Origin of the sequence: Ahrensia sp. 13_GOM-1096m (genome assembly GCF_000620605.1) — a bacterium.
In the GTDB taxonomy this organism is placed as follows: domain Bacteria; phylum Pseudomonadota; class Alphaproteobacteria; order Rhizobiales; family Rhizobiaceae; genus Ahrensia; species Ahrensia kielensis.
In genome coordinates, this window is record NZ_KK211156.1 from 513,484 (window position 1) to 539,725 (window position 26,242).

Below are 26,242 nucleotides of genomic sequence, written 5' to 3' on the forward strand. Positions count from 1 at the left end.
TTATTCGTCGTCTTTGCGGGCAAAAGGATTGAGGGTCGGCATTGATCGATTTTGCCGTGTTGAAAACGTGCTTTTGGGCGTTTTATCTTTGTTGGGGCCCTTGTGATCGGCGGCTCTGATCGCGCCAATCGTATTCATGAAATGCGCGCTATCTTGCATATCGGCAAGGATCATATTGCCATGTGCGGCAGCCGTGCTGATCGTATCAAGGCGGTTGGTATCCATAAGCAAATGCAGCGCTTCTTGTTCAGATAGGCCTGAATTGGTCAGCGTTGCCATTGCAGCTTCCATGCCATGGGCAATGGCTTTGCGCATATTGGCAATGCCTTCACCTTGTAGCTTTTTAGACTCGCTTTCGGCCTGAGCAACGCCGACCAGCTCGATGCGTTTTGCATCGGCGATGTTTTGTGCAGCCTCTTTTTCGCGCTCGGACGCGATAACGCGGTTAAAGGCATCGCGCACTTCAACACTTGGTTGCGGCTCATCAATCAATACGTTTTCAATAGAGTAGCCATAGCGGATAAAGCGCTCCTGCAAGGCTTCCTGAACTTGCTCCTCAATGGCATCACGGTTTTGATAGAGATCGATCATTGTCATGCCAGAAGCGGATTGGCGAACATTGTTCAGCACATAGCTTGTGATCTGCTGCTCTGGGTCCTCAAGCTCGTAATGGGCACGTACGGCACCTTCAGGTTCAGAGCTGGCACGGTACTGGGCTTTGACCGGAAGCAACATGAAAGCATTGTCGGATGTCTTAACTGAAACATCCGCAGAAATTTCTTGTAGCTGTAGATTGATCTGAGCAACCATAATATCAATCGGCCAAGGCAATTTGAAGGTTAAGCCCGACATTTTCGCTTTAGGAAGAGGGCGACCAAATCGCTCGACGATGCTCGCACGCTTACCTGGCGTGATAACGATAATGCTCCAGATGATCAAAACTAAGAATATCAGGCCGGCAGGCATCAAAAACAGGGTGAGTTCGCTCATATCGCTATCCTAAAAAACAAAGCTTATTTTAATGTGGTGATAAACTGCAAAGGTTTCAATTGTGCGAATGCGGCTACTCAGCCAATGTTTCGCCTAAAATGGCGCCGCCAAAATAAGTGGCTAAATAGATTGCGACGACAATTATCGTTTGTATCGTACCGCGCGCAGAGCCGCGTGTTTGTATCAAATGCATCCAGATGCCGATCGGGAAAAACAAAAGAGCGGTGATAATCACGCATTTTCCAGGCCGTTTTTGTTTGAAATCAGCCGCATCCAAATAAAGCCAATAAACTACCAACACGGACATTATGAGCGTGTAGACTAAAATATATTGTTCAACCAGCTGTGGTCTATAGCCGTCAAGAAGCCCAGCTAGAAACATAACCGTCAAGATGACGCTGGCAAGGCGGTCCTGCTTGCGCCAATCGTTCATTAGAAATTGAGTTCGGCCGCAACGGGCACATGGTCGGACGGTTTTTCCCAAGCGCGGACGTATTTTTCGACATCAACACTGATCAATTTGTTCGCCGCCTCTGGCGAAAGCATCAAATGGTCAATGCGAATACCATTGTTTTTTTGCCAAGCACCCGCTTGGTAATCCCAAAAAGTATATGTTTCTGGCGCGTCGGTCACAGAACGCAGCGCATCGGTAAAGCCAAGATTGGCAAGACGGCGAAAAGCTGAACGGCTTTCAGGCCGAAACAGTGCATCGCCTTCCCAAACCTTTGGGTCATGGCAATCAACAGGCATAGGGATGACATTGTAGTCACCGGCAAGAATAAGCGGCTCTTCAAGCGCTAAACGTTCCTCTGCCCATGCTTCCAAACGGTCCATCCAACCAAGCTTATAGGGAAATTTTATGGAGTCAGCGGCGACGGGATTGCCATTGGGCAGATAAAGCGAAACCACGCGCAGGGCGCCATGCTGCGTTGAAACAACACATTCAATAAAGCGGGCTTGTTCATCGGCATCATCACCGGGCAAGCCGCGATTGACCTCATCAAATGGCAACCGCGATAAAATTGCGACGCCGTTAAAGCTCTTTTGACCGTGCGTTACAAGATTATAGCCCAGCGATTCGAACTCTTCACGGGGGAAGTTTTCGTCAATTGATTTGATTTCTTGAAGGCAAGCAATGTCTGGCTTTGATTGTTCGAGCCAATCTTTTGCCGTTTGTAGGCGTGCTTTAACGCCGTTGATATTCCATGTTGCGATTTTCATTAGACGCTGAAACTCGTGCCGCAACCGCAGGATGCTACTGCATTTGGATTTTTGATTTGAAAGCTTTGGCCGACAAGATCATCAACAAAATCAATGACCGAACCGCCCATATACACTAAGGAAAGCTCATCAATGAGGATGGTTGTACCGTCTTTTTCATAGACAATATCATCATCATTGCGCTCTGATGTCAGATCAAACTGGTAGGAAAATCCAGAGCAGCCGCCACCTTCAACCGAAACGCGCAAGGCGTTGTTGTCCGTTTCGTTTTTAAGCACTTTGGCAACGCGTGCAAATGCTGCGTCGGTTATCTGAACTTGTTTTGATGGTTCGTGGGCGGTCATGATTTGCTCCAATCTTCTCTATAGGTATGGACGCGAAGGGCGCTCGTCAATATGTGTAGGTTGAAACATGTTTGAGGCATGAACAAGGACAGGTTCCGGTGGTGCAGTTTGACGATATAGGGTTTGGCGGTGGATTACGCGCAGCTTTTGCGAGCAATCCTGAAAATTCCAAAGGAAGATTGGTGCCGGAGCGCGAAAGCCCGACACGTACACCCTTCCAAAGAGACCGCGATAGAATTGTTCATTCGACTGCTTTCAGGCGCTTAAAACACAAAACACAAGTGTTTTTTAGTCATGAAGATGACCATTATCGAACACGGCTAACGCATACGATTGAAGTGGCTCAAATTGCGCGGGCATTGGCGCGTGCATTTCGTTTAGATGAAGATTTGGCTGAAGCTATCGCGTTGGTGCATGATTTTGGCCATACGCCTTTTGGGCATACGGGCGAAGATATTCTTGATGAGATGATGGCTGATTTTGGTGGGTTTGATCATAATGCCCATGCGCTCAAGGTTGTTACCGAATTAGAGCATCGCTATGCGGATTTTGATGGTCTCAACTTAACGTGGGAGACGCTTGAAGGGCTTGTGAAGCATAATGGGCCTTTGCTTGGTGAAAACGGGCAATCGCTGGATGGTAAGCCGCTGCCGCGCGCTATCGAAAATTACAATGCTAAAAACGACCTTAAACTTGCTGACCATGCGAGTTTAGAGGCGCAAGTCGCGGCTATTGCCGATGACATAGCTTATAACACTCATGATATTGATGATGGCTTGCGCGCTGGGTTGCTTTCTTTTGATTTGTTGAAAGAAGTTGAACTTGTTGGTGAGCAGCTAGCGATTGTTGATGGCAAATATCCTGATCTTGACCAGACACGACGCGGCCATGAAACAACGCGCCGCGTTATGACTGTGATGGTTGAAGATGTGATCCGCACGGCTGGTGAAAACCTTAGCTTACTGAACCCTAAGTCTGTTGATGATATTTATAATGCCGGTCAGACAATTGTGACTTTTTCGTCTGTGATGAAAACGCGTGAAAAAGAGCTGAAGCGTTTTATGTTCGCAAATATGTATCGCCATGAGAATGTTTTGCGGGTTCGCACACAGGCTGAAGACATTGTTCGGGATCTGTTTAAGCGATATATGCAAAACCCTGCTGATATGGGCGGCGAATGGGCAGACCAAGTAACAAAACTTGATCAGCAAGCGCTGGCACAGCGCGTATCAGACTTTTTGGCTGGTATGACGGACAATTTTGCTATCGCGCAGCATCGACGGTTGTTTGACCAAACGCCCGAATTGCGGTAGCAGCGCCACACACAATTAACGCATTTGCGTTTCAAAATTTCAGGAATGTTGACATGAATATCTTTTCCGCGTTTCGCGAGCGGGTGATTACTGCCGTTGAAGGTCTCCAATTGGAAACCCGTGATGGTGGGGCATTGGAAACTGCACGTGTCAATGTTGAGCCACCGCGTGACCCTTCACATGGCGATATAGCGACCAATGCTGCGATGGTCATTGCCAAACAAGTTGGTGAAAATCCACGTGTGCTTGCAGAAAAAATTGCGAGCGCTTTGGAACAAGACGCTGATATTGTTGAAACATCAATTGCTGGCCCTGGTTTTGTCAATCTTCGTATTTCTAACGAATTTTGGTTGGCGCAGCTGAAATTGATGGCGAGCGAAACCGTTGAATATGGTCGCTCTGATATTGGCGGTGGCAAGAAGGTCAATGTTGAATTTGTTTCAGCGAACCCTACTGGTCCTATGCATGTTGGCCATTGCCGCGGTGCGGTGATCGGTGACACGCTGGCCAATTTGATGAAATTTGCGGGTTTTGACGTTGTAAAAGAATACTACATTAACGACGCTGGTGTGCAGATTGATGTGTTGGCGCGCTCTGTTATGCTGCGTTACCGCGAAGCGCTTGGCGAAGTTATTGGTGATATGCCGGAAGGCCTTTATCCCGGTGATTATCTTGTGCCGCTGGGCGAAGCCTTGGCGAAGCAATATGGCGAAGCGCTTAAAGAAAAAAGCGAAGAAGAAGCGCTCGCTATCATCAAGGATGACGCCATTGATGCGATGATGGCGCTTATCCGCGAAGATTTGGCCGCGCTTAATGTTCATCATGATGTGTTCTTCTCAGAGCGCACTGTGCATGACGACAATGGCGCGAAAATTAAAGCGGCTTTAAATGACATGACGCTAAAAGGTCATGTTTATCGCGGCACACTTCCGCCGCCGAAAGGTCAATTGCCTGATGATTGGGAAGACCGTGAACAGGTTCTGTTCCGCTCAACCGAAGTGGGCGATGATATCGACAGGCCGCTCGTTAAGTCTGATGGCTCGTACACATATTTTGCCGCCGATGTTGCTTACTTCGTTGATAAGTTTGAGCGCGGCTTTGAGGAAATGATCTTTGTGCTTGGCGCCGACCATGGTGGCTATGTCAAGCGGATGGAAGCTTTGGCACGGGCCGTATCTGATGGAACTGTCGATCTGACGGTCTTGCTTTGCCAGCTTGTGAAATTGCTACGTAATGGCGAACCTGTAAAAATGTCCAAGCGGGCAGGGCAGTTTGTGACCTTGCGCGATGTTGTTGATGAAGTTGGCCGCGATCCCGTGCGGTTTATGATGGTTTACCGGAAAAGCTCCGAACCGCTTGATTTCGATTTTGCTAAAGTGACAGAGCAGTCAAAAGATAACCCCGTATTCTATGTGCAATATGCTTCAGCACGGTGTTATTCTGTCTTTAGGCAAGCACGTGAGCAGATTCCTGGCATCTCGGCTGATCTTGAATTGCTTCACATGTTGGATGATGAGAGCGAAATTGCACTTGTGCGTAAATTAGCTGAATTTCCGCGTATTGTGGAATCTGCGGCTATGGCGCAAGAGCCGCACCGCGTTGCTTTTTACCTTTATGAGCTAGCAAATAGCTTCCATGGACATTGGAATAAAGGCAATGACAATGAACACTTACGGTTTGTTAAGGTTAACAATCCACAATTGACCTCTGCCAGACTTGGCTTGGTGCAGGGCGTTTTGAACGTGTTGCGCTCTGGTCTTGGAATATTGGGCGTGGACTCACCTGAAGAAATGCGGTGATATAAGCCACTTTTTGCCCATATTACGCTGGTATTGCGCAATTTAAGTGGAAGTTTCCACGGGTAAAGAGTTTAGGTGACCGCAATGATCGATGCAGCAACGCGAAGCGTTTCTCAAGATAAAACGAAAGACGTGGATATCAATAGTGATGATCCACTTTTCGAATTGTCACGCATTATGGGGTTTGCTGACGAGGAATCTCAATCTGATTCATCTCAGATTGATCCGCAAATTGATCTCGAAGATGCATTGCTTGCGGAGCTAAGTGTCGAAAATTATGCTGAGGCTCCGGAGGAACCTGTAGAGCCTTATGTGGAAGCGCCGGAACATATAGCGCCGACGGTTTCCTCTTTGGAAGATGAACTTGCTGCCATGTTGGGCGGTAATGTTTCTGTTGGCACTGAGGTGCCTGAATATGCGGCACAGGTTTCTGAAGAGCTTGCGCCTCTGGTTGAAGAGCCTGTATTGCATGAGCTTGAACAAGCAGCGCCCGAAGTCAGCCTAGATGACATGGACACTGAAGCCAGCTTTGCTGATATGGATGAAGAGCTTGAAGCTATTCAGCTACAAGAGGCAATTCAGCCTGCAATTCTTGATGATCGTTCATACGAAGAGCCTGCACCTTTAAGTGAGCCTGCGGATGAATATTTTGAACAATCTATTTCTGCAGAAGAAACCGCCGTTTCTGAATCTGTGGTAGCGTTTGATGATAATGCTCTTGAAAATGAGTTTGCGACATTTTTCAATGAAGATCTTGCAGAAACAAACACTGATGTTGCTCCAGAATATGCAAGTGTGCCCGAAGAAACAATGATTGTTGACGAGCCGCCATTGTCTCTTTCTGCGGCAGTTGATGAAAGCATTTCGCAGTTCGATAGCAATATCGAAGATAATTTTTCACTGCATTACGAAGAGCCTGTTGCACAAACTGATACTGCTGGCGTTCCAGTTTTGGACACGACAGATATGTCTGCTTTCAATGATGGCGGACCCGTGGCGATAGATGTTCCACAATTGCCCGATGTGGATTCGGAATTCTCTTCAAGTTTCGAAGACGATTTAGACATAGATTTTGATGAAGCATCGCTTGAAGTCGATGATAGTTGGCCTGCCACAACGGCAGCCGTTGCTGCAACGAGCGCAGTAGCAGGAGTATCTGCTCTTTTACGCCGTGCTGGTGAAACAGCGATGGCCAATGATGACGAATCCTTTGATGAAACACGATTTGAAGCTGAACTTGCGCGTGATATCGAATTTGTAAGCCATGATACCAGTAGTTTGGGCAATGCATCGCCGAATGCCTATGATGATGGTTTTGATGGTGCTGCAGCCGGTCCGCGTTATGACGAACCTAAAACTGTAAAACGCGGTCTTGTAGTTGCTGCCGTGCTTGGATGCGTTGCAATCGTTGGCGCAATTGGCATTTTTGCGCTTTCTGGCGGCGGAACAAATAGCGCAGATGGCCCCGTTCTGGTGAAAGCAAGTTCGGACCCTGTAAAAGTTGCGCCGGAAAATCCAGGCGGCAAAGAGGTTCCTAATCAGGACCGTGCTGTCTTTAGCGAGTCGAGAGGCGTGCCTTCGCAAGAAGAACTCGTTTCAACCTCCGAAGAGCCGGTAGATATCGCAGCTGTTCCAGAAAATGCATTACCAAGCAGCTTGAACGGCGAAGATTTGCAAAAGGGCGACGACAGGCTTGAGCCTTCTGCGCAGACTTCTTCCTCTAATGAAGCTGCACCGTTTGTTGTTGCGCCGCGCAAAGTGCGTACTCTTGTTGTGCGCGCTGATGGTACATTGGTTGAGCGCGAAGTCGTGCCAACACCAGCACCGATTGCACCACAAACACCTGCAACAGAAGTTGCTTCTGCTGACCAAGAACAATTGGGCGGTGTGCCTGTTGGTGAGGCGGTAAATGCTGAAAACAGCGCTGTTGCCGATGAGCTTGCTGCTACGCCTGAGCGACTTACGCAGAGTGAGCCTGCTGCAGCGCCAGCATTACCGACACGGACAGTTCAAACGAAAACGATCTCGCCGTCAAATATCGCTGAGCGTCCAAAAGATCAGCCGGTGAACATTGTCAATCCAGAGCCGACGCAAGTTGCAGCGGCTCCAACTGCGGCAACAGAAGCAGCGCCGACACCATATTCAGTGCAAATGGCTTCCTTGCCGACAGAGGCTGATGCCCAGCAATCAGCTCGCACATTGTCTAGCAAATTTGGCAATGTGCTTGGTGGCCGCGATCTTGTCATTCGCAAAGCCGTTATTGAAGGCAAGGGTACATATTACCGCGTTCGTGTTGGTGCCAATGATCGTGCTGAGGCCAATGGCTTGTGCGAGAGGATTAAGTCAGCTGGCGGCAGTTGTTTCGTAACACGCTAATTATCTGACCCAATTGGGCGGTGTGATGCCGCCCAAATATCTTTTAAAAAGTAAGGAATTGCCATGACCGATGCAAAGGCCATGATTGCTGGTTGCGCAACAATTGCGCTTACATCTGAAGAAATAGCAATGTTTGCCGAGCATAAGCCGTGGGGACTTATTCTCTTTGCCCGAAATATTGGCACAGCAGATGAGATACGCGCTCTGACGGCGCATTTCCGCGAGCTTGTAGGCCGCGAGAACGCGCCAGTTTTTATTGACCAAGAAGGCGGCCGTGTGCAGCGTATTAAAGCGCCGATTACACAAAACTATCCGTCGGGTGCTGCGTTAGGCGAAATTTACAAGAAAGACAAAAATGAAGGCATGCGTGTTGCCCGAATGATGTCCAAACTCCATGCGGCAGATCTTTTGCCGCTTGGTATCAATGCGGACTGTCTTCCTGTGCTGGATGTGCCTGTTGAAGGCTCGCACGATGTGATTGGCAATCGTGCTTATGGCCACACACCGCAAGCGGTTGCCGACATGGGGTTGGCGGCAGCAGAAGGCTTGCTTGAAGGCGGTGTTTTGCCCGTTATCAAACACATTCCGGGCCATGGCCGTGCACTGGTTGATAGCCATAAGGACTTGCCAATCGTTGATACAAGCGCGGCAACGCTTCGTGCGCATGATTTTGAGCCGTTTAAGCAGCTTAAAGATATGCCAATGGCGATGACGGCACATGTAATTTACACAGCCCTTGATGCAAAAGCGCCTGCGACCACGTCAAAATACGTCATAGAGACAATTATTCGCGGTGAAATCGGATTCAACGGGCTTTTGATGACCGATGATCTGTCAATGCATGCACTTTCTGGGGATTTCTGTGATAGAGCGCAGGCATCCTTTGCAGCGGGATGCGATGTTGTACTACATTGCAATGGTGCTATGCACGAGATGTTGCCGGTTTGCGAAGTGACACCTACATTATCAGGTAGGTCGTTAGATCGCGCAAATGCAGCAACAAACTTGTTGAAAGCGCCGCAAAGTGCCGCCCAAGAAACGGCGGCCCTTCGTGAAGAGTTCAATGCGCTGGTGAGCGCTTTCGCCTGATAATGCTCACTGGCTGATACGCCCCCAATGGGGCGTTGAAGGAAAGTGGCTGCATGGCACAGCAAAGTGCAAAGAAAACGGCTGACGGATCGCAAAATGCCAAAAATGGCAAAGCGGTGCCGATGGATGCTGTTTGGCAGGATGGTGGCCCTGAACGCCTTACCAATGAAGAAGCTTTGGTGGTTGATGTTGAGGGCTTTGAAGGTCCGATGGACCTTTTACTTCACCTTGCGCGCAACCAAAAAGTAGATTTAACGCAAATTTCTGTTCTTGAGCTTGTGCGCCAATATCTCACATTCATTGAACGGGCTAAAAAAATACGCATTGAGCTTGCTGCCGACTATCTGGTGATGGCTGCTTGGCTCGCGTTTTTGAAATCAAAACTGCTTATTCCAAAGCCTGCCAATGATGATGAACCTTCTGGTGAGGAAATGGCGGCGATTTTGCAGTATCGTCTGCAACGTCTTGAAGCGATGCGTGATGCAGCATCCAAGCTGGTTAATCGCAATAGGTTAGGGCGCGATGTATTTGCGCGCGGTATGCCCGAAACCGTTGTGCTGGAAAAACGCACTGAGTTTTCTGCGTCGCTCTATGATTTGCTTGCGGCTTATTCTGGCGGGCGCCAACGCCATGCGATGAATGATGATTATTCCATTGAGCGCCGTCCTGTGTGGTCATTGAAGGATGCGCGCACAATTTTGCAGCGCCTTGTTGGTGATATGAGCGACTGGACAGCGCTGGATAGTTTTTTCCTTGCCTATATTCCAACAGCAAAAGAGCGCCGCACTGCGATTGCCAGCGGGTTTGCGGCCAGTTTGGAACTGGTGCGTGAAGGTGTGTTGGAAATACGCCAAGATAAGCATTTTTCTCCGATCTATTTGCGCGATTCCGTTGCTGGTCCCAAACAGCCATCCGTTGAGGCTGCCCTATGATGGATGAAATGAACGAAAACGTGGAACCGCAAGCTATGGAAGATCACGATGGTGATATTTCATCTGACAATAATGATGCGGAAGCGGTGACAAGAGAAGCCATGCGTATGGCCGAAGCTTTGGTCTTTGCATCATCGCAGCCTGTTACAGAAAAGGCTTTGGCTGATCGTTTGCCTGATGGTGTGAAAGTGCGCCGTGTTATGGAAGCGCTTGCTCAGCTTTATGAAACACGCGGTGTTAATCTGGTGCATATTGATAATGCTTGGGCATTTCGTACCGCTGGCGATCTTTCGTTTTTAATGCAACGCGAACAAGTTCAGCAGCGCAAATTGTCGCGTGCTGCGCTCGAAGTGCTGGCGATTATTGCGTATCACCAGCCGGTTACGCGCGCCGAAATGGAAGAAATTCGCGGTGTTGAAACATCGAAGGGCACGCTTGATGTGCTTTTGGAGACAAGTTGGATCAAACTGCGCGGCCGCCGCAAAACACCGGGCCGTCCTGTAACTTATGGTACAACGCTTGAATTTATGGACCATTTTGGCCTTGGAGAAATTCGCGATCTGCCTGGAATGGAAGAATTAAAGGCGGCGGGGCTTTTGTCTGCACGTATGCCGGCTGGCTTTTCTGTTCCAATGCCGAGCATTGATCCTGATGCGCTGACTGATGATGAAGAAGAGTTGGGTGATATTGACTTGGAAGAACTGGGACTTTTAACGCCGCTTGCGCAAGATGATTGATCAAGTTTGATTGACATTGCGGGGCTTGTTAGGGCTATAAGCTGACTTAAGCAGTCAACTTCCCAACTCGAATGATAGTGAACGGCAAATAATGGTTTCGGCGACTTCTAAAAATGCTGCCCGCACGGGTGTATCATTTGCTGCCGAGCTTATGTTCCGTGATTTGCATTTGCATTATGGCGACAAGCACATCTTGCAGGGCATTGATTTGCACATCCAGCCAGGTGAAGTGATTTGTCTTCTTGGGCCGTCCGGTTCTGGTAAAACATCGCTATTGCGGGTTGCTGCAGGGCTTGAGCCACAAACATCCGGCGTTGTGGTGATGAATGGGCGCGAAATTGCCAGCGATAAGATATTCTTGCCGCCCGAAAAGCGCTCGATTGGATTGATGTTCCAAGATTTTGCGCTGTTTCCACATATGACGATATTGGACAATGTGCGCTTTGGTTTGACGACGATGTCTAAAGCGATGTCCAAACAGGAAGCGCTTAATGCGATCAGGCGTGTTGGGCTTGAGCATCATGTGAATTCTTACCCTGATGTTTTATCCGGCGGCGAGCAGCAACGTGCAGCGCTTGCGCGTGCTTTGGCACCGCGCCCATCTGTGATGTTGATGGACGAGCCTTTTTCTGGACTTGATACGCGGCTAAAAGATTCCATACGCGCTGAAACATTGGCTATTTTGCGGGAAACACGTGCGACGACCATTGTTGTGACGCATGATGCAGAAGAAGCAATGCGCATGGGCGACCGGATTGCATTGCTGAATGGCGGGCGGATTGTGCAAGTTGGCACATCTGGCGAAATGTACCGTGCGCCTCGCGATTTATTTGTCGCCAGTTTTTTTGCAGAGCTAAATGTTTTTGATGGTGTTGTTAAAGATGGCTTTGCCGACACGCCGCTTGGTATATTGCCAATCGCCGATAATGGTGAGGCGCGGAATGTAAAAATTGCCGTTAGAACGACTGGCATTGAAGTCAGTGCAGCTAAAAAGAATGATAATGGTGTGTTGGGCCGTGTCACGGCCAGACGCTTTTTAGGTGATTTCGAACAGCTGAGTTTAGCAGTATCTGGGGTTGATGAACCGGTGCGTGCGCGCATTCGTGCAGACGAACTTCCATATGATGCTAAAGACGTGGTTATAAAAGTTAGAAATAACGACATTATGTTGTTTGAAACTACGGGCGATAACGCTTAAATAATTTGTAAGATTACTTTTGGCAGTTTAATGCCATAGATCACAGTTTGGGAGAATGAGTCATGGGTATTACAGGTTGGTGGCAGTGGGTCATCGTTTTGGTGATTGTGTTGTTGCTATTTGGCCGCGGCAAAATCCCTGAATTGATGGGTGATGTTGCAAAAGGCATCAAGAGCTTCAAAAAAGGCATGTCCGATGAATCCGATGATGTAAAAGATGCTGCTGAAGATGCAGCTAAAACTGTAGAGCACAAAGCTGAAGACGGCGTTGAAGCTGTTAAAGCGTCTTCTAAAAAAGTGAAATGATTTCAACTCCAATCTGCAAAGCTTAAGCTATGCTGCCTGATTTTGGCTGGACCGAATTACTGCTTATTGCAATCGTTCTAATCGTTGTGGTTGGACCGAAGGATTTGCCGCGCGTATTGCGCGGGTTTTCCAAGACGCTAGGCAATGCACGTAAAATGGCTGGTGATTTTCGCAAGCAGTTTGACGATGCTTTGTCAGAAGCCGAGCTGGATGATCTTAAAACACTTGCTAGTGATGTGCGCGGTTTAGACCCGCGTACTAAGATCAAAGATGCGCTCAATCCGCTTAGCCAAGTTGGGCGTGATATTAATGATGAGCTTAAGGGCGTTGCAAAATCTGTCGATAAGGCTGCACAAGCCGATATTGAGGGTGAAGAAGCTGTAAACGCTCAAATTGATCGCGCTGAAACGAAGGCGACGGAACAAGCTGTCGCTACCGTAGATGCTGCACCTAAAAAGCAAGCACCTTCAAAAAAAGCGCCGGTTAAAAAAGCACCAGCGAAGAAAGCTGCAAGTACTAAGGCAGCCCCTGCTAAAATAGCTGCGCCTAAGTCTTCGCCAGCGGCAAAAACCAGCGCTGCAAAGTCAACAACGCGCAAAGCTGCGCCTAAAAAAACAACGACTAAAACAACTGCGCCAAAGGGTGAATCGTGAACGATAAATCCTTGAAAGATGAAGTCGAAGAAACCGCAGCGCCGCTTATCGAGCATCTCAAAGAGCTACGCACACGGCTGCTTTATTCTATTGCTGCATTTTTTGTAGGCTTCATTCTCTGCTACTCTTTCGCCACGCCCATATTCAACTTTCTCGTTGTGCCTTATACGGTTGCTGCAGGCTGGCTCGATATGGATTTGGAAAAAATCCGCTTCGTTTATACCGCGCCGCAAGAATTCTTTTTCACGCAGATCAAGATCGCCGCTTTCGGCTCGTTGGTCCTAGCGTTTCCAATCATTGCGACGCAAATCTATCGTTTTGTTGCGCCGGGCCTTTATTCTAATGAAAAATCTGCCTTTCTGCCGTTTCTAATTGCAACGCCTGTGTTGTTCTTGGTGGGGGCAGCATTGGTTTATTTCTTGATTATTCCAATGGCGATGTGGTTCTTTCTCTCGCTAGAGCAGCCAGCGAGCGCAGGGCGGGTGGCCATTGAGAACTTGCCAAAAGTGTCGGAATATCTGTCACTTATCATGACATTGATATTTGCGTTCGGATTGGTTTTCCAATTGCCCGTTGCAATGACTTTGCTCGGCAAGGCAGGACTTGTTTCATCTGCCGCGCTTGTTGATAAACGTAAATATGCGATTGTTCTGGCCTTTGTTGCCGCAGCTATTTTAACGCCGCCCGATCCGCTGACGCAGCTGGGCTTGGCTATTCCCACATTGCTTCTTTATGAATTGTCTATCTATCTTGTCAGAAGGGGCGAACGTAACCGTCCGTCTTATGATGATAGCGACGATGATGATGAAGAAGATGGACTTGGCGACACGCCTGCATCTCTCGAAGAAAAGTCTTAAATGTTAGAGCACTTCGTTTGAAATAGAGCTGCGGAAATTCTCTATCTATTTGCTATTGCGCAATTTCGGACGGAAAACCGGTGCCCACTTTTCCTGCAATTGCTCTAACCTCTTGACCGCTTCGTATATTTACGCGATTGACGGACCAAATTTGGGCGCGCTCATTTGCGTGCAATAAAGGTAAGATTATGCTTGATATTCGCTGGATTCGTGAAAACCCTGAAGCACTAGACGCTGGCCTTGCTAAGCGCGGTGCAGAGCCGCAATCAGCGGGTTTGATTGCTTTGGATGAAGAGCGCCGTGCGCATGTTACCAAAGTTCAGGAAGCGCAATCACGCCGTAATTCAGCCTCTAAGGAAATCGGCGCTGCTATGGGGCAGGGCGACACTGACAAAGCCGAAGCATTGAAAGCTGAAGTGGGCGAGCTGAAAAGCTTTCTGCAAAATGCAGAAGAAACCGAACGGCAATTAAATGCTAAGCTCAATGATGCGCTGTCTGTGCTGCCAAACATACCGCTTGATGATGTGCCGGAAGGCGCAGATGAAAACGATAATGTTGAACTGCGCAAAGTTGGCGGATTGCCGAATTTTGCCTTTGCGCCGAAGGAACATTTTGAGCTGGGTGAAGCGCTCGGCATGATGGATTTTGAAACAGCGGCTAAAATGTCTGGCTCACGTTTCACGCTGCTAAAAGGTGGGCTTGCGCGTCTTGAGCGCGCGCTTGGCCAGTTCATGCTGGATATGCACACAGGCGACCATGGTTATATGGAAGTCAATCCGCCGCTGATGGTGCGCGATGATGCGATGTATGGCACGGGCCAATTGCCGAAATTCACCGAAGATCTGTATCAGACAAAAGAAGGCCACTGGCTCATTCCTACGGCTGAAGTCTCACTGACCAATATTGTGAGCGGCGAGATTTTGGATGGTGAGACACTGCCACGCCGTTACACAGCGCTGACACCATGCTTCCGTTCTGAAGCTGGTTCTGCTGGCCGCGACACGAAGGGTTATTTGCGCCAACACCAATTTTATAAAGTTGAGATGGTGTCTATCACGGATGAGGATAGCTCAATTGCTGAACTCGACCGCATGACAAAATGTGCAGAAACGGTGCTTGAAAAACTCGGCCTTCCTTTCCGCACAATGATGCTTTGCACGGGCGATATGGGCTTTGGTGCGCGCAAAACGCACGACATTGAGGTGTGGTTGCCGGGGCAGAATGCTTACCGCGAAATTTCATCCTGTTCGACTTGTGGTGATTTTCAAGGTCGCCGCATGAATGCGCGCTACCGTGCTAAAGACGAAAAGCAGACTAAATTCATTCATAGCCTCAACGGTTCTGGCGTTGCGCTTGGCCGCGCTTTGATTGCGGTCATGGAAAACTATCAAAATGAAGATGGTTCTATTCGCGTGCCGGAAGTGCTTAAGCCTTATATGGGCGGACTTGAAGTTATAGCCGCATGAGAATTTTAATCACGAATGATGATGGTGTTAATGCGCCTGGCATTGCGGTTCTTGAGCGCATTGCACGCACATTAAGCGATGATGTTTGGATTGTTGCGCCGGAAACAGATCAGTCTGGTGTTGGCCATAGCGTTTCAATGAGCGAACCGTTTCGGCTGCGCAAACTTGCCGATAAGCATTACACGATCAACGGCACACCAGCCGACTGTATCATTATGGGCGTTCGCCACGTGCTTGATAAAGCGCCTGACCTTATTTTGTCTGGCGTCAATGCTGGCCATAATATTGCGCAATATGTAACCTATTCGGGTACTGTTGGCGGTGCGCTCGAAGGCACGATTATGGGCATCCGCTCTATCGCGCTGAGCCAGCATTATAATTATGAGCAAGATACGAAAACTGTTCCTTGGAACGTCGTCGAAGCGCTTGCGCCTGCATTGCTGAAAAAACTTGTTCAAGCCAAAATGCCTAAAGACACTTTGCTCAATGTAAATTTTCCGAGCTGTGATGTGAATGACGTCAAAGGCACACGTGTTACAGAGCAGGGCCGTATTGAGCACGGCTTAACGATGACAGAGCGGGCTGATGCGCGCGGCAAGCAATATTTCTGGTTGGGCTTTTTCCCAACAGATGCCGAGCCAAATCCGAATTCAGATTTTAGCGCGATTAATGATGGCTATATTTCGGTTACGCCGATCAAGCTTGATCTGACGGCGCGTGAAGTAACGCAGTCGCTTGAAGATTTGCTGAGCGGAAGTTGAGCTAAAGAATGAATAATAGCCCAATTGATCGCGAAGGTTTTGCCGCTTTTTTGCTGCGTATGCGTGCAGCAGGGCTCGATAACCGCAAACTGATCGGTGCATTTGAGGCAACCCCTCGGCGTGATTTTATTCGAAGCGAGTTTCACGGCGCAGCGTGGAGCAAAGGCTCAATCCCCATTGATTGCGGGGAGGCGATTGAAAGCGTGGATTTTCAGGCGCAGATTATTCATGCGCTGGATATTCAGCCGGAAAACCGTGTTTTGGAAATCGGAACGGGATCTGGCTACACCGCCGGCGTCATGGCAAGGCTTGCAAAGCGGGTCTATACGATCGAGCGCTACAAAACTTTGCACAACGCAGCACTTTCACATTTATCCGATCTGCAACTAACAAATATTGTTTGTTTGCATGGGGATGGCTCACGCGGCGCATCTGACGGACCTTTTGACCGTATCGTTGTATGGGCAGCGTTTGAAACAATACCGCGGCAATTTATTGAGCAGCTTGTTTCATCGGGCGTGTTGATCTGCGCCATTGGCTCTGCTGATGAGCCACAGGAACTGGTTCATATGACAAAAGTTGGCAGCCGTTTTGAGCGCCGCGATTTAGGCGCAGTGCGTATGCAGATGCTGAACCCGCGTATGCCTAAGAATTTATAATGTTCGTTTTTTAACCATAATTTTTAAAATTTAACCGTCGAGTAACATTAACAGAGTCTAATGACCTCTCATGTTAAAGGTTGCAGGACGCGTTATGAGTAAAAAATCTGCCAGCCGCATTTCGGCTCATTTAATCAAATCCGTATCTATCTTGGCGGTCGGTGCCTCTTTGGCATCGTGTGCAAGTGATACAGTTCGTTTTAATGACGGCTTTTATACCGGCGCTGTTCCTAAGCAGAGCGTGGGCGCGGTTCAAACACCATATCCTCAAGCTGCGCAGCAGCAGACTTATCAAGGTCAGTCGCAAGGCTATATCGCGCCGCAGGGTATTGATAATACCTATACTGCGTCTGTTAATCAGCAGGGGCAACGCATTCGCTCACGCGTACACGCACAAACACCGCAAGTTGCAAGGCCGCTCTTTGGTCAGCGCCAACCTGTTTATACGCAGCCGCAAAGTGCGCATACACAGCCTGTTGATACGACCTATACCGGCTCTATAAAGCCGCAAGCATCCGTCCAACGCCAAAACCTATCTGCGCCGCAGCCATTGCCAGTGAAAGCTGAACCGCAGGCTGCTGCAAAACCAGCGCCGACGGTGAGCACACCTTCTGCGCCGAGCCAAGTTGCCAATGCAGCGCCTAGAAAAGAAGGCTGGACAGCTGCAGGTGGTACTTATGTTACCATGCGCCAAGGTGAGACCGTCTATAATCTGGCAAAACGCTACGGTGTGCCGGCCAATGCGATTATGGAAGCGAATAATCTTTCTGATCCGAAAGGTGTCGCTGCTGGAACTCAGGTTATTATTCCAACCTATGTTTATTCCAGAACCGCACCTATGTCGACGCCAGACAATAATATTGCAGTGCGTTCTGCCAGCTCCAATATTGGCGGTCGCTCAGAGTTTCCAATGTCGATTGCACCGGTGCCCGACAAACGCCCGCAAGGTGTTCAGGTAGCGTCTATTGCGCCTTCCATGGCACAGGTAGCTTCGCCCGTTTCAAGTTCAGGCACATATGTCGTAAGTGCAGGTGATACATTGTCATCTATTGCGCAGCGTGCTGGCACAAATGTTACGGCGCTCAAAAATTTAAATGGCCTTTCCGGCGATAACATTCGTCTTGGTCAGAAGCTGATGATCCCAGGTGTTGGCGGCAATGCGGCCAGTGTTCAAACAGTTTCTGCGCCTAAGGACGTTCCTGTTGCGCAGCCAAAGGCTACGAATAAAGCTATTTCAACGATTGATTCATCCAGCACAGCCAAAGCGCCTGCTAATACAGGTGTTGATGCATTGCGCTGGCCTGTGCGTGGACGTGTTGTGTCCAGCTATGGTTCAAATGTTGGCGGTAAGGGCAATGATGGTATCGATATTTCTGTACCACGCGGTTCGGCTGTAAAAGCTGCTGAAAATGGTGTCGTTATCTATGCCGGTGACGGTCTAAAAGAGTTTGGTAAAACGGTACTTGTGCGCCACGGTAATGGCCTTGTGACTGTTTATGGCCATTTGGATAGCATCAATGTTGAACGCGGTGCCAATGTCAGCCGTGGTCAAAATGTTGGCTTATCGGGCATGACAGGCAGTGCAAAACAGCCGCAACTTCATTTTGAGGTGCGCAAAAATACGACACCTGTAAATCCAATGACATATCTTAGATAAGTAATTACAGATAACGATATTAAGCCGCCTTTTGGGCGGCTTTTTTCGTTTTAGTCTTTCAGTTTTTGGCCCAGTTCACCGGCAAGATTGTTGATGAATTGCCAAGCAACACGGCCAGAACGGCTGCCGCGTGTTGTTGACCATTCTAGGGCTGCGCGGCGCAGTTCATCAGCTTCAATTTTTAGTTCATGGTACGCTGCATAGCCTTTCACCATATCCAAATATTCATCCTGACTGCATTTGTGAAAACCAAGCCACAGGCCGAAACGGTCTGAAAGAGAAACTTTTTCCTCAACAGCTTCTGATGGATTGATCGCTGTAGAGCGCTCATTCTCAATCATGTCGCGCGGCAAGAGATGGCGGCGATTGGATGTCGCATAGAAGATGACGTTTTCAGGCCGCCCTTCAACGCCGCCATCCAGCGCAGCTTTGAGCGATTTATAGGATGTGTCATCATGATCGAAGGATAAATCATCACAAAACAGGATGAAACGGTGTTCGCTGTCACGGATTTGGACGAGCAGCGCAGGCAGCGCGTCAATATCTTCACGGTGAATTTCAATCAGCTTGATCTGTGTATCTTTTGTTTGTGCATTGACCGCCGCATGGGCCGCTTTGACCAGTGACGACTTGCCCATGCCGCGCGCGCCCCAAAGTAAAACATTGTTGGCTGGAAGACTGTTTGCAAAGCGCTGTGTGTTATCAAGCAGAATATCGCGCACGCGATCAACGCTTTTAATCAGGCTAACATCAACGCGGTTCACCTTGGCAACGGGGCTGAGAATATTCTTGGCCGCATCAAAAACAAAGCAGTCTGAAGCGTCGAGGTCTGACTTTGGTGCACTTTTAGGCGCCAGTTTTTCTACGGCCTGAATGAGTAGATCAAGCTTGGCGGAGAGTTCTGGGCTTAAAGTTTGAGCATCATTTGCCATTTTCGAGACTTTCAGTTGTTTTGTCGCGGGAAAACACGTTGGTTTTGGTTGCATTACAAGGGTTCGTGACTATATTCGCGACACATTTCAAGGTGCATTGTGCCTTGTTTAGTCTTGAGGAGCTTTTTTATGTTTATTACCCCAGCATATGCGCAGGGTGCGACTTCCATTGGTGGACCAGATATTCTGACGTCACTTTTGCCATTCGTTCTGATCTTTGTGATCATGTATTTTTTGATTATTCGTCCACAGCGTAAAGCTATGAAAGATCGCGCTGCGATGCTTCAAGCGGTTCGTCGTAATGACACAGTCGTTACAGGCGGCGGTATTGTTGGAAAAGTGTCTAAAATTATTGATGATAACGAACTGGAAGTTGAGATTGCGGCGAATACTAAAATTCGCGTGCTTCGCTCAATGATTTCAGACGTGCGCGTTAAAGGCGATCCTGTCGCTGCAAATGATGCACCTGTGAAAAGCGATAAAAAATAACCAAATCAAATATTTGCGCGCTTAGGCGCGTATTTTGATTCAACATACGCGAACATTATTACATGCTATATTTTTCTCCTTGGAAAACTGTCCTCATTTGGCTGACTGTCTTTGTCGGGCTAATGTTCGCCTTACCAAATCTTTATCCGAAATCAGTTTCGGATAATCTGCCTAGTATTCTTCCATCTCAAGCGATGACACTCGGTCTTGACCTTCAAGGCGGTGTGCATCTGCAATTGAAGCTTGATCGTAACGAGCTGGTCGAAAACCGACTTGAGTCGGTGCGTGATCAGGTTCGCCAACTCCTGCGTGAAGATAGTATCGGTTATACCGGCCTATCTGGCAAAGGGCAGACCGTCACTGTTCGTATTCGCAATGAAGGCGATGTTGAAGCGGCAATGGAACTGCTGAGCGAGCTTTCAGTCCCTGTTGTTGGTAACACTTTAACAGGCACCGCAGTTACTGAGGTTGATATTGCGCCGCGTGAAGATGGTAGCCTTGAACTTATTCTAACAGATGACGGTATTGATTACCGTATGCAGCAGGCGCTTGCGCAAACTGTAGAAGTTATACGTGGCCGTATTGATGAACTTGGCACAACAGAGCCAATCATTCAGCGCCAAGGTAATGATCGTATTATCGTTCAGGTTCCCGGTGCAGATGATCCTGAACGGGTCAAAGAACTAATCGGAACTACGGCCCGCCTGACATTCCAGATGGTTGATGTTGAAAATTCGGTTGAAGATGCCATCGGGGGCAGGCCGCCAGCAGGTACTGAAGTTCTTTACAGCCAAGATGATCCGCCAATTCCATATCTTGTTGAGACACGAGAATTGGTAACAGGCGAGAACCTTGACGACGCCGGTGTTTCGTTTGATCAAAACACCAATGAGCCTGTTGTTACTTTCCGTTTTGATGGAACTGGTGCACAGCGCTTTGGCCGTGCAACGACACAGAATGTTGGCCGTCCTTTCGCAATTGTTTTGGATGATCAAGTGGTGTCTGCGCCGCGGATTAATGAGCCTATTCTGGGTGGTTCAGGCCAGATTTCAGGCAGCTTTAGCGTTGAGGGGGCTAACAACCTCGCGATTTTGCTTCGTGCTGGCGCATTGCCGCTTAAACCAACCTTTGTTGAAGAACGTACCGTTGGACCAAGCCTTGGCGCCGATTCTGTTGCTGCAGGTGAGTTTGCCGGTATTGTTGGCGGCTTGCTCGTCTTGGTGTTTATGTTTCTTGCCTATGGTTTACTTGGCCTGATCGCGAATTTAGCACTCATTATCAACATTGTGTTGCTGGTTGCTGGTCTTTCCATTTTGGGTGCAACCCTAACGCTACCGGGTATTGCGGGTATTGTTTTGACGGTCGGTATGGCTGTTGATTCCAACGTTTTGATTTTTGAGCGCATACGCGAAGAAAAGCTGGCGGGACGTTCTCTTATTCAAGCTGTTGATATTGGTTTCCAGCGCGCGCTAACAACGATTGTGGATGCGAACGTAACAACGCTGATTGCAGCCTGTATCCTGTTCTACCTGGGTTCTGGCCCGATACGTGGATTCGCCGTTACGCTGGCCATTGGTATCGTTACGACTGTCTTTACAGCTTTCGTTCTTACACGCTGGATGGTGGCGTGGTGGATACGTAATCGCAAACCAAAAGCACTGCCTGAGGGGTTTGTTAAACTCGTTCCGGATAATACAAAGATCGGCTTTATGTGGCTGCGCCGCTTTACTTTTACAGGCTCTGCGATCGCTGTCATTGCCTCAATGGTTTTGTTTGCCACGATCAATATGAACCTTGGTATCGACTTTAAGGGTGGTTCACTTGTTGAAGTGCAGTCTAAAGCTGAGATTGCTGATACGAGCGATATACGTACTCGTTTGTCCGAACTCAATCTCGGCGAAATTCAAGTGCAGGGCTTTGGTTCGCCACAAGATGTTCTGATCCGCATTCAAAGTCAGGACGGCGGGGACAATGCTGAGCAAAGCGCATTGAACCTTGTGCGCTCTGAGTTGGAAGCTGACTACGATATAAGACGTGTTGAAGTTGTTGGGCCAACGGTATCTGGTGAGCTTGCGCAAGCTGGTACAATTGCCGTTTTGGCAGCACTTGGCGCTATTCTTATCTATATCTGGTTGCGGTTTGAATGGCAGTTCGCGCTTGGTGCGATCATCGCGACATCGCATGATGTGATTTTGACCATTGGCATGTATGTCATTACAGGGCTGGAGTTCAATCTGTCCTCAATCGCTGCGATTTTGACGATTGTGGGTTATTCACTCAACGATACCGTTGTTGTTTATGACCGTGTTCGAGAGAACTTGCGGCGTTATAAGAAAATGACATTGCCAGCGCTGCTTGACCTTTCAATGAATGAGACTTTGCCGCGGACAACGCTAACATCGTTGACAACATTGCTTGCACTTGTTGCGCTATATTTCTTCGGTGGTGAAGTTCTACAAAGCTTCGTTGCTGCCATGATTTTTGGTGTCGTTATCGGTACATTCTCATCAATCTTTGTTGCGGCACCTTTGCTGATCCTATTCAGGCTTCGCCCAGGTTCATTGGCCGAGAAAGATAAGACGGTTGATGCGGAAAAAGCTGCGACGGCAAACACTTCACCGATAGATTTAGGTTAAGTGTAAGCACTATGGCAAAAGGCATCGAAATTCGGGAAGCGCATTTTCCAGGCCGCGCGCAAATAGATGCCTATGGCAATGGCGGGTTTCGCTTTGCGGATATGTCGCATCGCGGCTCGGTATTGCTTTTGCCATCGGGCATCTATGGCTGGAAAGCTGAAACGATGAGCGATGTTACGATTGAAGCTTTGGCTCAAGTACTCGACGAAGCTGATAATATCGACGTGCTTCTTTTGGGATGCGGTGCTGATCTGTTGCGCATTCCTCAAGATGTTCGAGATGCATTGCGGGAAAAAGGCATTAGCTGTGACAGTATGAGCACTGGCGCTGCTGTGCGTACATTCAATGTTTTGCTGGCTGAAGAACGCAATGTTGCTGCAGCGCTTATCGCTGTTGAAAAAGCATAGTTTGCGCTGGTTGTTTATATGACCAAAACAGCAATTCTCAATCATTTGCGCGACATCGACCGCGAAGCCTATATTGCGACATTGTTTTTGGCCGAGGATAAGCGAGAGCCTGCCGCAGCGCTTTGGGCATTTAACAATGAAGTTGAGCGTATACGTGATCTTGTTTCCGAACCATTGCCCGGAGAAATTCGGCTGCAGTGGTGGCGCGATGCTCTCACTGGCGAGCGCAGCGAAGAGGGCGCGCAGCATCCCGTTGGTGCAGCTTTACTGTCTACGATCAATCAATATGACTTGCCGCGCCGTGCGTTTGATGCGCTGTGTGAAGCGCGTATCTTTGATTTGTATAATGATCCTATGCCAAGTCTGTCTGACTTTGAGGGATATTTGGGCGAAACGCGGTCCGTACTCTTTCAAATGCTTGCTCAAATTGTCAGTGGTAAAGCACCTGCAACGGGCGAAGCTGCGGGCCATGCCGGCATTGCTTACGGCGTTGCTAATCTGTTGCGCCTTATGGCGTTTCACCGTACACGCGGGCAGATATTTGTGCCCAAAGAATTGTTGCAGATAAGTGGTTTGACGAGCCAGCAATTTTTAGCACTTGAAGATCCTTCTAATGCCAATGGCCTTGTTCAGGCGCTTACATCGTTTGGCCGTGATCATTTGGCAAAAGCCGAAGCGGCAATTGCTGCTCTCCCCAAAGAGCAGCGCGGCGCGTTTATTCTTCTTGGCATATGTCAGCCGGTGTTTAAGCGGGCTGAAAAGCGCGGCGGTGATATCGCGTTAGAAACGTTCAGTATTTCGCCATTTACGGCGCAGTGGTATTTAACCCGTTACGCCGCAACAATTTAAGCACCGCGTTACAATTTGTAAAAGCGCAGCGGTTTTGAATTTTCACGTGCAACGATCTTTTTTGCTTCGAGATCCAGCTGAACGCATTTCATCCACCACCCAGCCGTTTTTCCTTCTGGAAACAATTCTTCTGGCAGTTTTGGCAAAATGGCTTGTTTCATCTGCGCTGCCGTTAGGCCGGGCGCAGTAGAGGGAAGTGAGGCAAGGAGCGCGGTCTTCATCGCTTTATATTTCGAAGCATCCACGCGGGACGTTTGCCCTGGAATATTTACATTTTCGACCGTGACCTTGTCGTCATCCATATCGTTTACTCCGCAGCTTGTTGAGCGGTTAGGCCGAGCCATTCACGAACAGCAATTTTAGCGCGTGCTGTGTAGGCTCGCTTTTTCGCTTGAGCTTTGTCTTTACCACGGAAACGGCCGACATGACCTTCTGGTTTTTGTATAGCGCCAGCTTCAAGCGGTGGAAACAGTCCAAAATTGACGTTCATTGGTTGGAATGAGCGTTTTCCGCTTTCTTCTTCGTGAGCAAGATGCCCGACGGTGATATGGTTTAGCAATGCGCCAAAGGCTGTTGTGACGGGCGGCAACACTGTTTTCTCGCCGCGCGATTCGGCCAAAGCAAAACGACCAGCAAGCAATCCCATTGCCGCTGATTCCACATAGCCTTCGCAGCCTGTGATTTGTCCTGCAAAGCGCAAGCCGGGGCGTGATTTTAACGTCAAATCTTCTGCTAATAAGGTCGGCGAATTGAGATAGGTGTTGCGATGCAAGCCGCCAAGTCGCGCGAATTCGGCGTTTTGCAGGCCCGGAATCATTCGCAAAATATCGCTCTGCGCGCCGTAGCGAAGCTTGGTTTGGAAACCAACCATATTATAGAGCGTGCCTAGCGCATTATCCTGTCGTAGCTGCACGACGGCATAAGCTTTTTCTTCAGGTTTGTGCGCGTTTGTTAGACCCATTGGCTTCATTGGGCCGTGACGCAATGTCTCGCGGCCACGTTCAGCCATAACTTCCACGGGCAGACAACCATCGAAATAGGGTGTGCCTTCCCATTCTTTGAAGTCCGTCGTATCGCCCGCAATCAACGCATCGATAAAAGCATTATATTCAGCTTCGTTCATTGGGCAGTTGATATAGTCTTTGCCGGTGCCGCCTGGGCCAACTTTGTCATAGCGTGATTGAAACCAGCAGATATCCATATCAAGCGAATCAAAATGGATTATCGGTGCAATTGCATCGAAAAAGGCGAGTGCCTCTGCGCCTGTTTCTTGCTGTATTGATTCTGCCAGTGCTGGCGCTGTGAGCGGTCCGGTTGCGATAATGGTTTGTTCCCATTCGCGCGGCGGCAGTCCAGTTATTTCTTCACGTACCAACTCAATATTGGGGTGATTGTTGATCTTCTGCGTGACGAGTTCAGAAAAACCGTCTCGGTCAACTGCAAGCGCTGAACCGGCAGGAACCTGAACTTGATCAGCGCAAGCGATAATCAAGGAACCAGCCAGCCGCATTTCATGGTGAATGAGGCCTACTGCGTTAAGATCAGAATCATCTGAGCGGAATGAGTTTGAGCAAACAAGTTCTGCCAGACTGTCCGTTTTGTGGGCTTCTGTGCCGCGCACGCCGCGCATTTCATGCAGTACGACCTTGCCGCCATTTTCGGCGATCTGCCACGCTGCTTCTGATCCGGCTAAACCGCCGCCAATGATATGAATAGGATTTTTTGTCATGCGCTCAAATAGCGTGAATGTGATCACGATTCAACATAACAAAACACCCGCCGGGGGAGGATCCTGCGGGTGTTTTTAGAGTCGTTCGCGTTTTCTGGGAGGAAAGAATGCGAACGGCTTATAGGCTGTACTTATCTCAACACAGCTTAGATTGTGTTGTTGCGTGCAGATTTCAATGCAATTTCATAAATTGCTTCGCGTTGGATGCCGACATCGGCCAACTCGCGGTTTGAAAGGCGGCGCAATTGATTTGCAGTGCGCTGTGCTGTGCGCCATGTGTTGAATGAACGTGCGATTGACATTTTCGTACTCTTTCTCGTGTTCTTTTAATCGTCTCTTGCTAACCAATATGGAGAAAGTTTCTGGTTTTAGAAGGCCTAATGCTGCATAGCACTTATGCAATATTGCAGCGCAGCATATGAATGGCATTCTTGAGGGGGGGGTACCACAAACAAAAACACCCGCCGGTGGAAGGACCAGCAGGTGCTTTATGTGTGAGGGTAGGTGGGAGGACCGACCCTCGGAAACCGCTTTTATTTGGGAGGAGAGAAAGCGGCTTCTATACTTAACGTTCTACGTTGTAAGACTGGCGTGCAATCGAAGCGATATCGCCACGGTTGATGCCTAAGTCGTTGAGTTCACGTGCTGAAAGACGTGAAAGTTCGTTGAAAGTGCGGCGAGCTTGGCGCCATGCGCTGAAAGAGCGTTTGATGTTCATTTCGTTATCCTGTCGTGATTATCACAAGTTTTCTTGTGTTTTTTAATTCTGTTGACCGGCATCTATGCCCGAATGCATCTTGTGACCAGAGCCAATTATGCATAGGTCTTATGCAATTGTGCATT

At 48.7% G+C, this 26,242-nt stretch carries 27 protein-coding genes; 18 read left to right on the forward strand and 9 right to left on the reverse strand.

The window, feature by feature from the left end:
- The 4 genes from N530_RS18450 to erpA form a co-directional block, all read right to left on the reverse strand.
- Complete coding sequence (locus N530_RS18450; protein ID WP_081774010.1) at positions 1 to 990, reverse strand: SPFH domain-containing protein; 990 nt, start codon at positions 988 to 990, stop codon at positions 1 to 3.
- Positions 991 to 1,063: 73 nt separating this feature from the next.
- Positions 1,064 to 1,423, reverse strand: coding sequence for a hypothetical protein (locus N530_RS0116215; protein WP_026481561.1), 360 nt, complete (start codon positions 1,421 to 1,423; stop codon positions 1,064 to 1,066).
- Positions 1,423 to 2,211: an exodeoxyribonuclease III gene (gene xth, locus N530_RS0116220; RefSeq protein ID WP_026481562.1), complete on the reverse strand. Its 789-nt coding sequence runs from the start codon at positions 2,209 to 2,211 to the stop codon at positions 1,423 to 1,425. Before xth ends, N530_RS0116215 begins: the two co-directional genes overlap by 1 nt.
- Positions 2,211 to 2,555: an iron-sulfur cluster insertion protein ErpA gene (gene erpA / locus N530_RS0116225; RefSeq protein WP_026481563.1), complete on the reverse strand. Its 345-nt coding sequence runs from the start codon at positions 2,553 to 2,555 to the stop codon at positions 2,211 to 2,213. The genes xth and erpA overlap by 1 nt, the downstream gene beginning before the upstream one ends.
- Before the next feature lie 101 nt (positions 2,556 to 2,656).
- On the opposite strand from erpA, the gene N530_RS0116230 reads away from it, so the two are divergent.
- The 14 genes from N530_RS0116230 to N530_RS18765 all read left to right on the forward strand — a co-directional run bounded on the left by N530_RS0116230 (position 2,657) and on the right by N530_RS18765 (position 18,357).
- Positions 2,657 to 3,868 (forward strand): deoxyguanosinetriphosphate triphosphohydrolase, encoded by a 1,212-nt coding sequence (locus N530_RS0116230; RefSeq protein ID WP_035267466.1) that lies wholly within the window; start codon positions 2,657 to 2,659, stop codon positions 3,866 to 3,868.
- A gap of 53 nt (positions 3,869 to 3,921) precedes the next feature.
- Positions 3,922 to 5,667, forward strand: coding sequence for an arginine--tRNA ligase (gene argS / locus N530_RS0116235; RefSeq protein WP_026481565.1), 1,746 nt, complete (start codon positions 3,922 to 3,924; stop codon positions 5,665 to 5,667).
- An 84-nt stretch (positions 5,668 to 5,751) separates the two neighbouring features.
- Complete coding sequence (locus N530_RS0116240; RefSeq protein ID WP_026481566.1) at positions 5,752 to 8,043, forward strand: SPOR domain-containing protein; 2,292 nt, start codon at positions 5,752 to 5,754, stop codon at positions 8,041 to 8,043.
- 63 nt (positions 8,044 to 8,106) lie between these two features.
- Complete coding sequence (nagZ, locus tag N530_RS0116245; RefSeq protein ID WP_026481567.1) at positions 8,107 to 9,132, forward strand: beta-N-acetylhexosaminidase; 1,026 nt, start codon at positions 8,107 to 8,109, stop codon at positions 9,130 to 9,132.
- A gap of 53 nt (positions 9,133 to 9,185) precedes the next feature.
- Positions 9,186 to 10,064, forward strand: a complete 879-nt coding sequence (locus N530_RS0116250) for a ScpA family protein (protein ID WP_026481568.1) — start codon at positions 9,186 to 9,188, stop codon at positions 10,062 to 10,064.
- Positions 10,061 to 10,801: an SMC-Scp complex subunit ScpB gene (gene scpB / locus N530_RS0116255; protein WP_026481569.1), complete on the forward strand. Its 741-nt coding sequence runs from the start codon at positions 10,061 to 10,063 to the stop codon at positions 10,799 to 10,801. Before N530_RS0116250 ends, scpB begins: the two co-directional genes overlap by 4 nt.
- 91 nt (positions 10,802 to 10,892) lie before the next feature.
- Positions 10,893 to 11,999 (forward strand): ABC transporter ATP-binding protein, encoded by a 1,107-nt coding sequence (locus N530_RS0116260; protein WP_026481570.1) that lies wholly within the window; start codon positions 10,893 to 10,895, stop codon positions 11,997 to 11,999.
- Between the two features lie 62 nt (positions 12,000 to 12,061).
- On the forward strand, positions 12,062 to 12,304 hold the full coding sequence (locus tag N530_RS0116265) for a twin-arginine translocase TatA/TatE family subunit (RefSeq protein ID WP_026481571.1): 243 nt from the start codon (positions 12,062 to 12,064) through the stop codon (positions 12,302 to 12,304).
- Positions 12,305 to 12,333: 29 nt separating this feature from the next.
- Positions 12,334 to 12,957, forward strand: coding sequence for a Sec-independent protein translocase protein TatB (gene tatB, locus N530_RS0116270; RefSeq protein ID WP_051541025.1), 624 nt, complete (start codon positions 12,334 to 12,336; stop codon positions 12,955 to 12,957).
- An 11-nt stretch (positions 12,958 to 12,968) separates the two neighbouring features.
- Complete coding sequence (gene tatC / locus N530_RS0116275; protein ID WP_051541043.1) at positions 12,969 to 13,814, forward strand: twin-arginine translocase subunit TatC; 846 nt, start codon at positions 12,969 to 12,971, stop codon at positions 13,812 to 13,814.
- Positions 13,815 to 14,002: 188 nt separating this feature from the next.
- Entirely contained in the window at positions 14,003 to 15,280 is a 1,278-nt protein-coding gene (serS, locus tag N530_RS0116280; RefSeq protein ID WP_026481574.1) for a serine--tRNA ligase, read from the forward strand.
- Positions 15,277 to 16,041, forward strand: a complete 765-nt coding sequence (gene surE, locus N530_RS0116285) for a 5'/3'-nucleotidase SurE (RefSeq protein ID WP_026481575.1) — start codon at positions 15,277 to 15,279, stop codon at positions 16,039 to 16,041. Before serS ends, surE begins: the two co-directional genes overlap by 4 nt.
- Before the next feature lie 8 nt (positions 16,042 to 16,049).
- On the forward strand, positions 16,050 to 16,700 hold the full coding sequence (locus N530_RS0116290) for a protein-L-isoaspartate(D-aspartate) O-methyltransferase (RefSeq protein WP_026481576.1): 651 nt from the start codon (positions 16,050 to 16,052) through the stop codon (positions 16,698 to 16,700).
- 94 nt (positions 16,701 to 16,794) lie between these two features.
- Entirely contained in the window at positions 16,795 to 18,357 is a 1,563-nt protein-coding gene (locus N530_RS18765; RefSeq protein ID WP_081774024.1) for a peptidoglycan DD-metalloendopeptidase family protein, read from the forward strand.
- 50 nt (positions 18,358 to 18,407) lie between these two features.
- On the opposite strand, the gene N530_RS0116300 is transcribed toward N530_RS18765, so the two are convergent.
- Positions 18,408 to 19,289, reverse strand: coding sequence for an ATP-binding protein (locus tag N530_RS0116300; protein ID WP_026481577.1), 882 nt, complete (start codon positions 19,287 to 19,289; stop codon positions 18,408 to 18,410).
- A 129-nt stretch (positions 19,290 to 19,418) separates the two neighbouring features.
- On the opposite strand from N530_RS0116300, the gene yajC reads away from it, so the two are divergent.
- From yajC to N530_RS18460, 4 genes are all read left to right on the forward strand, one after another.
- A complete protein-coding gene (gene yajC / locus N530_RS0116305; RefSeq protein ID WP_018688023.1) occupies positions 19,419 to 19,778 on the forward strand; it encodes a preprotein translocase subunit YajC in 360 nt (119 codons plus the stop codon).
- Between the two features lie 62 nt (positions 19,779 to 19,840).
- Positions 19,841 to 22,414 carry a protein translocase subunit SecDF gene (gene secDF / locus N530_RS0116310; RefSeq protein WP_026481578.1) on the forward strand — a complete coding sequence of 858 codons (2,574 nt, stop codon included), beginning with the start codon at positions 19,841 to 19,843 and terminating at the stop codon, positions 22,412 to 22,414.
- Between the two features lie 11 nt (positions 22,415 to 22,425).
- Complete coding sequence (locus N530_RS0116315; protein ID WP_018688021.1) at positions 22,426 to 22,821, forward strand: Mth938-like domain-containing protein; 396 nt, start codon at positions 22,426 to 22,428, stop codon at positions 22,819 to 22,821.
- Between the two features lie 18 nt (positions 22,822 to 22,839).
- Positions 22,840 to 23,670, forward strand: a complete 831-nt coding sequence (locus N530_RS18460) for a phytoene/squalene synthase family protein (RefSeq protein WP_035267312.1) — start codon at positions 22,840 to 22,842, stop codon at positions 23,668 to 23,670.
- Positions 23,671 to 23,678: 8 nt separating this feature from the next.
- On the opposite strand, the gene N530_RS0116325 is transcribed toward N530_RS18460, so the two are convergent.
- The 4 genes from N530_RS0116325 to N530_RS18955 all read right to left on the reverse strand — a co-directional run bounded on the left by N530_RS0116325 (position 23,679) and on the right by N530_RS18955 (position 26,117).
- The gene (locus tag N530_RS0116325) at positions 23,679 to 23,972 is read right to left on the reverse strand and encodes a hypothetical protein (protein ID WP_026481579.1); all 294 of its coding nucleotides are present in this window, start codon (positions 23,970 to 23,972) and stop codon (positions 23,679 to 23,681) included.
- A 5-nt stretch (positions 23,973 to 23,977) separates the two neighbouring features.
- A complete protein-coding gene (gene trmFO / locus N530_RS0116330) occupies positions 23,978 to 25,399 on the reverse strand; it encodes a methylenetetrahydrofolate--tRNA-(uracil(54)-C(5))-methyltransferase (FADH(2)-oxidizing) TrmFO (RefSeq protein ID WP_026481580.1) in 1,422 nt (473 codons plus the stop codon).
- 146 nt (positions 25,400 to 25,545) lie between these two features.
- A complete protein-coding gene (locus tag N530_RS18950) occupies positions 25,546 to 25,701 on the reverse strand; it encodes a DUF1127 domain-containing protein (protein WP_081774012.1) in 156 nt (51 codons plus the stop codon).
- A gap of 263 nt (positions 25,702 to 25,964) precedes the next feature.
- Positions 25,965 to 26,117 (reverse strand): DUF1127 domain-containing protein, encoded by a 153-nt coding sequence (locus N530_RS18955; protein WP_018688016.1) that lies wholly within the window; start codon positions 26,115 to 26,117, stop codon positions 25,965 to 25,967.
- Between the last annotated feature and the right edge of the window lie 125 nt (positions 26,118 to 26,242).

Excerpts from the sequence above, each read along its gene's own strand:
- N530_RS0116240 (WP_026481566.1), top strand. The coding sequence starts at position 5,752 with ATGATCGATGCAGCAACGCGAAGCGTTTCTCAAGATAAAACGAAAGAC.
- N530_RS0116315 (WP_018688021.1), top strand. The coding sequence starts at position 22,426 with ATGGCAAAAGGCATCGAAATTCGGGAAGCGCATTTTCCAGGCCGCGCG.
- N530_RS18955 (WP_018688016.1), bottom strand. The coding sequence starts at position 26,117 with ATGAACATCAAACGCTCTTTCAGCGCATGGCGCCAAGCTCGCCGCACT.
- N530_RS0116325 (WP_026481579.1), bottom strand. The coding sequence starts at position 23,972 with ATGGATGACGACAAGGTCACGGTCGAAAATGTAAATATTCCAGGGCAA.
- N530_RS18765 (WP_081774024.1), top strand. The coding sequence starts at position 16,795 with ATGAGTAAAAAATCTGCCAGCCGCATTTCGGCTCATTTAATCAAATCC.
- N530_RS0116260 (WP_026481570.1), top strand. The coding sequence starts at position 10,893 with ATGGTTTCGGCGACTTCTAAAAATGCTGCCCGCACGGGTGTATCATTT.
- scpB (WP_026481569.1), top strand. The coding sequence starts at position 10,061 with ATGATGGATGAAATGAACGAAAACGTGGAACCGCAAGCTATGGAAGAT.
- trmFO (WP_026481580.1), bottom strand. The coding sequence starts at position 25,399 with ATGACAAAAAATCCTATTCATATCATTGGCGGCGGTTTAGCCGGATCA.
- N530_RS0116265 (WP_026481571.1), top strand. The coding sequence starts at position 12,062 with ATGGGTATTACAGGTTGGTGGCAGTGGGTCATCGTTTTGGTGATTGTG.
- N530_RS0116290 (WP_026481576.1), top strand. The coding sequence starts at position 16,050 with ATGAATAATAGCCCAATTGATCGCGAAGGTTTTGCCGCTTTTTTGCTG.
- N530_RS18950 (WP_081774012.1), bottom strand. The coding sequence starts at position 25,701 with ATGTCAATCGCACGTTCATTCAACACATGGCGCACAGCACAGCGCACT.
- N530_RS0116300 (WP_026481577.1), bottom strand. The coding sequence starts at position 19,289 with ATGGCAAATGATGCTCAAACTTTAAGCCCAGAACTCTCCGCCAAGCTT.
- serS (WP_026481574.1), top strand. The coding sequence starts at position 14,003 with ATGCTTGATATTCGCTGGATTCGTGAAAACCCTGAAGCACTAGACGCT.
- yajC (WP_018688023.1), top strand. The coding sequence starts at position 19,419 with ATGTTTATTACCCCAGCATATGCGCAGGGTGCGACTTCCATTGGTGGA.
- N530_RS18460 (WP_035267312.1), top strand. The coding sequence starts at position 22,840 with ATGACCAAAACAGCAATTCTCAATCATTTGCGCGACATCGACCGCGAA.
- secDF (WP_026481578.1), top strand. The coding sequence starts at position 19,841 with ATGCTATATTTTTCTCCTTGGAAAACTGTCCTCATTTGGCTGACTGTC.
- argS (WP_026481565.1), top strand. The coding sequence starts at position 3,922 with ATGAATATCTTTTCCGCGTTTCGCGAGCGGGTGATTACTGCCGTTGAA.
- surE (WP_026481575.1), top strand. The coding sequence starts at position 15,277 with ATGAGAATTTTAATCACGAATGATGATGGTGTTAATGCGCCTGGCATT.
- N530_RS18450 (WP_081774010.1), bottom strand. The coding sequence starts at position 990 with ATGAGCGAACTCACCCTGTTTTTGATGCCTGCCGGCCTGATATTCTTA.
- tatB (WP_051541025.1), top strand. The coding sequence starts at position 12,334 with ATGCTGCCTGATTTTGGCTGGACCGAATTACTGCTTATTGCAATCGTT.
- N530_RS0116250 (WP_026481568.1), top strand. The coding sequence starts at position 9,186 with ATGGCACAGCAAAGTGCAAAGAAAACGGCTGACGGATCGCAAAATGCC.
- nagZ (WP_026481567.1), top strand. The coding sequence starts at position 8,107 with ATGACCGATGCAAAGGCCATGATTGCTGGTTGCGCAACAATTGCGCTT.
- erpA (WP_026481563.1), bottom strand. The coding sequence starts at position 2,555 with ATGACCGCCCACGAACCATCAAAACAAGTTCAGATAACCGACGCAGCA.
- xth (WP_026481562.1), bottom strand. The coding sequence starts at position 2,211 with ATGAAAATCGCAACATGGAATATCAACGGCGTTAAAGCACGCCTACAA.
- N530_RS0116215 (WP_026481561.1), bottom strand. The coding sequence starts at position 1,423 with ATGAACGATTGGCGCAAGCAGGACCGCCTTGCCAGCGTCATCTTGACG.